This window comes from Mycobacterium sp., assembly GCF_049683935.1.
Taxonomy (GTDB): Bacteria; Actinomycetota; Actinomycetes; order Mycobacteriales; family Mycobacteriaceae; genus Mycobacterium.
In genome coordinates this window covers 1-5,601 of sequence record NZ_JBAUJR010000042.1, presented here as the reverse complement: position 1 = coordinate 5,601, position 5,601 = coordinate 1, and the positions used below count along the sequence as shown (strand labels likewise).

At 66.9% G+C, this 5,601-nt stretch carries 6 protein-coding genes and 1 tRNA gene; 6 read left to right on the top strand and 1 reads right to left on the bottom strand.

What is annotated here, in order from left to right:
• The 6 genes from WA965_RS02480 to WA965_RS02455 all read left to right on the top strand — a co-directional run.
• Positions 1-1,494: metallopeptidase TldD-related protein (locus WA965_RS02480; protein ID WP_526447013.1), on the top strand; the 1,494-nt coding region annotated here is incomplete at its 5' end.
• A gap of 2 nt (positions 1,495-1,496) precedes the next feature.
• Entirely contained in the window at positions 1,497-2,870 is a 1,374-nt protein-coding gene (locus WA965_RS02475; protein ID WP_526447011.1) for a metallopeptidase TldD-related protein, read from the top strand.
• A gap of 16 nt (positions 2,871-2,886) precedes the next feature.
• Entirely contained in the window at positions 2,887-3,720 is an 834-nt protein-coding gene (locus WA965_RS02470) for a carboxymuconolactone decarboxylase family protein (protein ID WP_526298955.1), read from the top strand.
• Between the two features lie 39 nt (positions 3,721-3,759).
• Positions 3,760-3,833, top strand: a tRNA-Ile gene (locus WA965_RS02465).
• Positions 3,834-3,981: 148 nt separating this feature from the next.
• Positions 3,982-4,437, top strand: coding sequence for a hypothetical protein (locus WA965_RS02460; protein ID WP_526298933.1), 456 nt, complete (start codon positions 3,982-3,984; stop codon positions 4,435-4,437).
• Positions 4,438-4,462: 25 nt separating this feature from the next.
• On the top strand, positions 4,463-5,023 hold the full coding sequence (locus tag WA965_RS02455; RefSeq protein ID WP_526298953.1) for a GGDEF domain-containing protein: 561 nt from the start codon (positions 4,463-4,465) through the stop codon (positions 5,021-5,023).
• Here the strand turns inward: WA965_RS02455 and WA965_RS02450 are convergent.
• Complete coding sequence (locus tag WA965_RS02450) at positions 4,932-5,366, bottom strand: PPOX class F420-dependent oxidoreductase (RefSeq protein WP_526298931.1); 435 nt, start codon at positions 5,364-5,366, stop codon at positions 4,932-4,934. The two genes, WA965_RS02455 and WA965_RS02450, sit on opposite strands and share 92 nt — an antisense overlap.
• Positions 5,367-5,601: the final 235 nt, after the last annotated feature.

The following is a 5,601-nucleotide window of genomic DNA, read 5'->3' as shown; positions in this document are numbered from 1 at the left end:
GCCGACTTCCTTGCGCTGCCACGCCACGAGTTGGCCGATGCGGCGCTGACCACGGCGGTGCAGACCGGCGCGAGCTACGCCGACCTACGCATCCACGCCATCACGACCGAGACCGTGCAGCTGCGCGACGGCGCGCTGGAGACCGCGGTCGTCGATTACGAGATCGGGATGGCGGTGCGGGTCATCGTCGACGGCACCTGGGGCTTCGCCTCGCACGCCGAACTCGACACCGCGGCGGCGGCCGACACGGCGCGACGAGCGGTGAAGGTGGCGAAAACGCTGGCCGCCCTGAACGCCGAACGCATCGAACTCGCCTCCGAACCGGTGTACCGCGACATGACCTGGGTATCGGACTACCGCATCGACCCGTTCGACGTCGCCGCCGAGGACAAGGTCGCAGTGCTGGAGGACTACTCGGGTCGCCTGCTGGCCTCCGACGGAATCGATCACGTGTCGGCGTGGCTGCACACCGCCAAGGAGCAGACGTTCTACGCCGACACCTTCGGCTCCTCGATCACCCAGCAGCGGGTACGTGTGCTGCCGAAGCTCGAGGCCGTCACCGTCGATCCGGGCGCCGGGATGTTCGACACCATGAGCACGTTGGCGCCGCCGACCGCGCGGGGCTGGGAAGCGGTTGCGGGCGACGAGGTGTGGGACTGGACCGGCGAGCTGGCGCAGCTGCCGGCGCTGCTCGCGGAGAAGGCCAAGGCGCCCAGCGTGGTGGCCGGCCCGACCGACCTGGTGATCGACCCGACCAACCTGTGGCTGACGATCCACGAGTCGATCGGTCATGCCACCGAGTACGACCGGGCCATCGGGTACGAAGCGGCCTATGCCGGAACGTCGTTCGCGACCCCCGACAAGCTGGGGTCGATGAAATACGGCTCGCCGGCGATGACGGTGACCGCCGACCGGACGGTCGAACACGGTCTGGCCACTGTGGGTTTCGACGACGAAGGGGTGCGCGCGCAGCGCTGGGATCTGGTCCGGGACGGCACGTTCGTCGGGTATCAGCTCGACCGGGTGTTCGCGCCACGCCTGGGGGTGTCGCGTTCCAACGGCTGCTCCTACGCCGACTCCCCCCATCACGTACCCATCCAGCGGATGCCCAACGTGTCGCTGCAACCGGGTCCCGACGACGTGAGCACCGCGGACCTGATCGCGCGGGTGGCCGACGGGCTCTACATCGTCGGAGACAAGAGCTGGTCGATCGACATGCAGCGCTACAACTTCCAGTTCACCGGCCAGCGGTTCTTCCGGATTCGCGACGGCAAGCTCGACGGTCAGGTGCGCGACGTCGCCTACCAGGCGACCACCACGGACTTCTGGGGAGCGATGGAAGCAGTCGGCGGACAGTCGACCTGGCGGCTGGGTGGCGCATTCAACTGCGGCAAGGCCCAACCCGGTCAGGTCGCTGCAGTGAGTCACGGCTGCCCGTCGGCGTTGTTCCGCGGCATCAGCGTGCTCAACACACGCGAAGAGGGCGGTCGGTAGCGATGATCAACGCACAGCAGGTTGTCGACGTCGCGCTGGCCGAAGCCCACCGACTGGGCCGCGCCGACGAGACCATCGTGCTGGTCACCGACCGCGTCGATGCGTCGTTGCGCTGGGCCAACAACACCATGACCACCAACGGTGAGTCGACAAGTCGCGTCACCACGATCATTTCCATTGTGCGCCAAGGGGACAACGCACACGTCGGCTCCGTTCGGTCGAGTTCGGTGAACCCGACCGCCATCACCGATCTGGTGGCGGCCTCCCAAACGGCCGCGGCGTGCGCGCCGCAGGCCAGGGACGCCGCGCCGCCCCTTCCCGGTGGTGACCCCCCGCACGACTGGGACGCGCCGGTCCCCGGCACCGGCGCCGAGGTCTTCCTCGATGTGGCCGACAGTCTGGCACGGGGCTTCCGTGGCGACGACACCCTGTTCGGCTACGCGCGCCACGTCGTCGAGACGACGTTCGTCGCGACCTCCGGTGGTCTGCGCCGGCGATTCACCCAGCCCACCGGATCGGTCGAGATCAACGCCAAGCGGGCCGGTGCCAGTGCGTGGGCAGGCATCAGCACACCCGATTTCACCGATGTGCCAACAGATTCGATGCTCGAGGAGCTCGCGACCCGCTTGTCCTGGTCGCGCCGGATCATCGAGCTGCCGGCCGGACGCTACGAGACGATCATGCCGCCGTCCACGGTGGCAGACATGATGATCTACCTGGCGTGGACGATGGGTGGTCGAGGCGCTCAGGAGGGACGCACGGCGCTGGCGGCACCCGGCGGCGGGACCCGTGTGGGGGAGAGACTGACCTCGCTGCCACTGACGCTGTACTCCGATCCGGGGGCCTCCGGGCTCGAGTGCGCTCCGTTCGTCGCGACGTCGACTTCCTCGGAGCGTGCCTCGGTGTTCGACAACGGGATGACGATCGACCGGGTGGACTGGATCCGCGACGGCGTCGTCAACGCATTGGCCTATCCGAGGTCGGCGGCCGCGGAGTTCGACGCGCCGGTGGCCGTCGGTGCCGACAACATGCTGATGACCGGTGGTTCGGAGAACCTGCAGGAGATGATCGCCGCCACCGAGCGCGGGCTGTTGCTGACCACGATGTGGTACATCCGCGAGGTGGATCCGTCGGTATTGCTGCTGACCGGCCTGACTCGGGACGGGGTGTACCTGATCGAAGACGGCGACGTCACCGCCGCGGTGAACAATTTCCGCTTCAACGAGAGTCCGCTGGACCTGCTGCGCCGGGCAACCCAGGCCGGCGTCAGCGAGGTCACCCTGCCGCGGGAGTGGGGTGACTGGGCGACACGCGCACAGATGCCGTCGTTGCGAATCCCCGACTTTCACATGTCGTCGGTCAGTCAGGCGCAATAATCCAGTGGTGACCGACATGACGATGCCCGAGAGGCTGGCCGGACTCGTTGCGCTGTCGTCGGGGGACAGCGGCGCCGACGCCGTGATCCGGTTGATGTGCGGGCGGGCGCTGTCGTTGATGCCGTTGCCGGCGCCGGCTGAGCTTCCCGACGAAGGCTCCGAGGAGCAGTCCGTCCTGGCGGCGTTCGCCGATCAGTTCGCGGTCGATGTGACCGGCATCGGCGACAACCAGCGGGCACGGTTCCTGGAGACCACCGGCGCCAACGCTTTCCGAACGGTGGTCGCGATCTTCATCGCCGACTTCGTGCCGCGCGTCTGGGCCGGCTGTGAGGTGCTTGATCTCGGTCACCCGGGGCGGATGACCGAGGTGCAGTGGGATCACGACACTGATCCGGTGGACGCGCTGCTGAACAATTTCGTGCCCGCGGTGGCACGGATGCGCGACCTCGACCCGGTGACAACGGAGGTCGTGCGGCTGCGCGGGGCGGAGGCGCACAACTGCCGACTGTGTAAATCCCTGCGCGAGACCCATGCGCTCGACGCGGGCGGGTCGGAGGACATCTATCGCCAGATCGAGGATTACGAGAATGCCGACGGGCTGACCGACGCACACAAGGCGGCGTTGCGTTATGTAGATGCGCTGATCTGGTCACCATCGCAGGTCAGCCCGGAGGTCGCTTCGGGCGTGCGGAAACACTTCTCGCAGAAGCAGTCTTTCGAGCTCACCCTCGACGTGATGCGTAATGCGGCGAACAAGATCGCGGTGTCGCTCGCCGCGGATACGCCACGGATCGCCGAGGGCACCGAGACATACGAGGTCGACGAGGCGGGGCAGACGATATTCGCCTAGGCGATCGTGTGCGACCATGGTTGCCGCGCACGTCGCGACGGGGCGGTAGCTCAGTTGGTCAGAGCCGGGGACTCATAATCCCTTGGTCGCGGGTTCGAGCCCCGCCCGCCCCACTTCAGCTCCACAGGATTCGAGACCCAGGTGCGGCCGTGGCGGTTCAATTACGGTCACCGCGTATTCTCCTGTTGACGGCCACCTGCGGCACCGGGCAGGTTAACGGTCATGTACCGCCTCAGTTCGCTCGCCGGCGCAGGCGGCGGCGTGCTCGGCAGGCAGCGCGTGCGGCTGCTGCGGATCTATTTGGGCGCAACCACTTTCCTCTTCACTTACGGTGTGGTCTTCACACTGTTTCCGGTGCGCACCGACATCGCCTACGGCAACCCGGTCGGGGGAATCACCGCCATCGTCCTCGGAATCTCGGCGCTGGTGTACCTGGCCGTCAAGCCTGAACGGTTGCTGTTGCCCACCGCCGCGGCCATTGCGGCAACCCCCGTCGTCATGGCGTTCCACGTCTCGCTCACCGCCGAGTACGTCTGTCTGATCGCCCCGGATGTTCTTGGCGATGTACATCCGGGCGTTCCATCCGAACCGGCAGGCTTGGGTCCTGATCGCCGCACTCACCGGCGCCTGCGTGGCGGCCGTCGCCGTCGCCCCGGCGCCGCACGTCGGCCTGATCACTTTTCTCATCATTGCCGTCGCCATCGTCGGGGCCGCTGAATCCTTCGGCCTGCTCGTGCGCGCGATGTTCACCGCTGCCTGCACAGATCCGTTGACCGGCCTACTCAACCGTGCGGGGTGGGAGATCGGCACGACGGACCTGCTCACGCGGCGTCGCGGGGCGTCCACATCGGTCACTGTCGTCGTCCTCGACATCGACAGCCTCAAACAGATCAACGACACCTACGGACACCAGGCAGGGGACCGTCGCATCGAGGAGTATGCGCACCGCTGGCGACGATCAGTTCCTCGGCAGGCTGTTCTGGCGCGACTCGGCGGCGACGAGTTCGCCGTCTGCATAGCAGGGGGCACATCCGAGGTTGTCAACCAATTCCTCCGCGACGTCGAACGGCTGACGCCGGGGGTCAGCTTCGGCGCTGCCACGCACAACTCGCCCGACGTCAGCATCGCTGAACTGTACGCACAGGCCGACGCCGCGCTTTACCAGAGTCGCGGGCGCCCCTGCGGAACGGTGGGGCGGACGCCGCGCCGCACTAGCCGCCCTTCGACTCCACCTGCTGCGGGGAGATTCTCAGCGCGACCCGGGTTTTCCGCCCCCGGGCCACGACCGCCTCGATCGTCGTGACGACGACGAACTCGAAACCGTACTTGCGGCGAATCAGCTGCTCGACCTTCGCCACCGTCTCCGGAGCGTCCTCGACGACCGCGGTGCCGAGCAAGCACGGCTCGACGGGGTCGACATTCCCGGTGCGACCCGAGCGGATCAGCACGACGCGCGGATCGCGGCGCACCCGTTTGACCTTCCACGCATCTGCCGGCGTCCAGACGACTAGGTCAGCCCCGTCCCGGGCGACCCACATCGGCGCCGCCACCGCACTGCCGTCGCGCTTGTAGGTCACAAGGGACACGAACTTCGCCTCGCCGACGCGTCGCGCCAACTCTTCGGTGGAGGGGGACTGGTTGGGCATCTCTGTCACTATGCACCTGATCTCGGTCTCCTGCCGCGCGCCGATGAATCCCTGGATTGTCCCCGCTCTTGGTCAATACCCTTCACAGGCAAGAAAGCAGGATCCAGTGGGACTGTCCGATAAACGGTGGATCTGATCCTGGCATTGGTTAGTTGCCAGTCGGAGTGATCCGGCCGTTGAAGGTGATCGCGAACGCATTGAGTGCGGGCTTCCACCTCATTGCCCATCGTGCCTT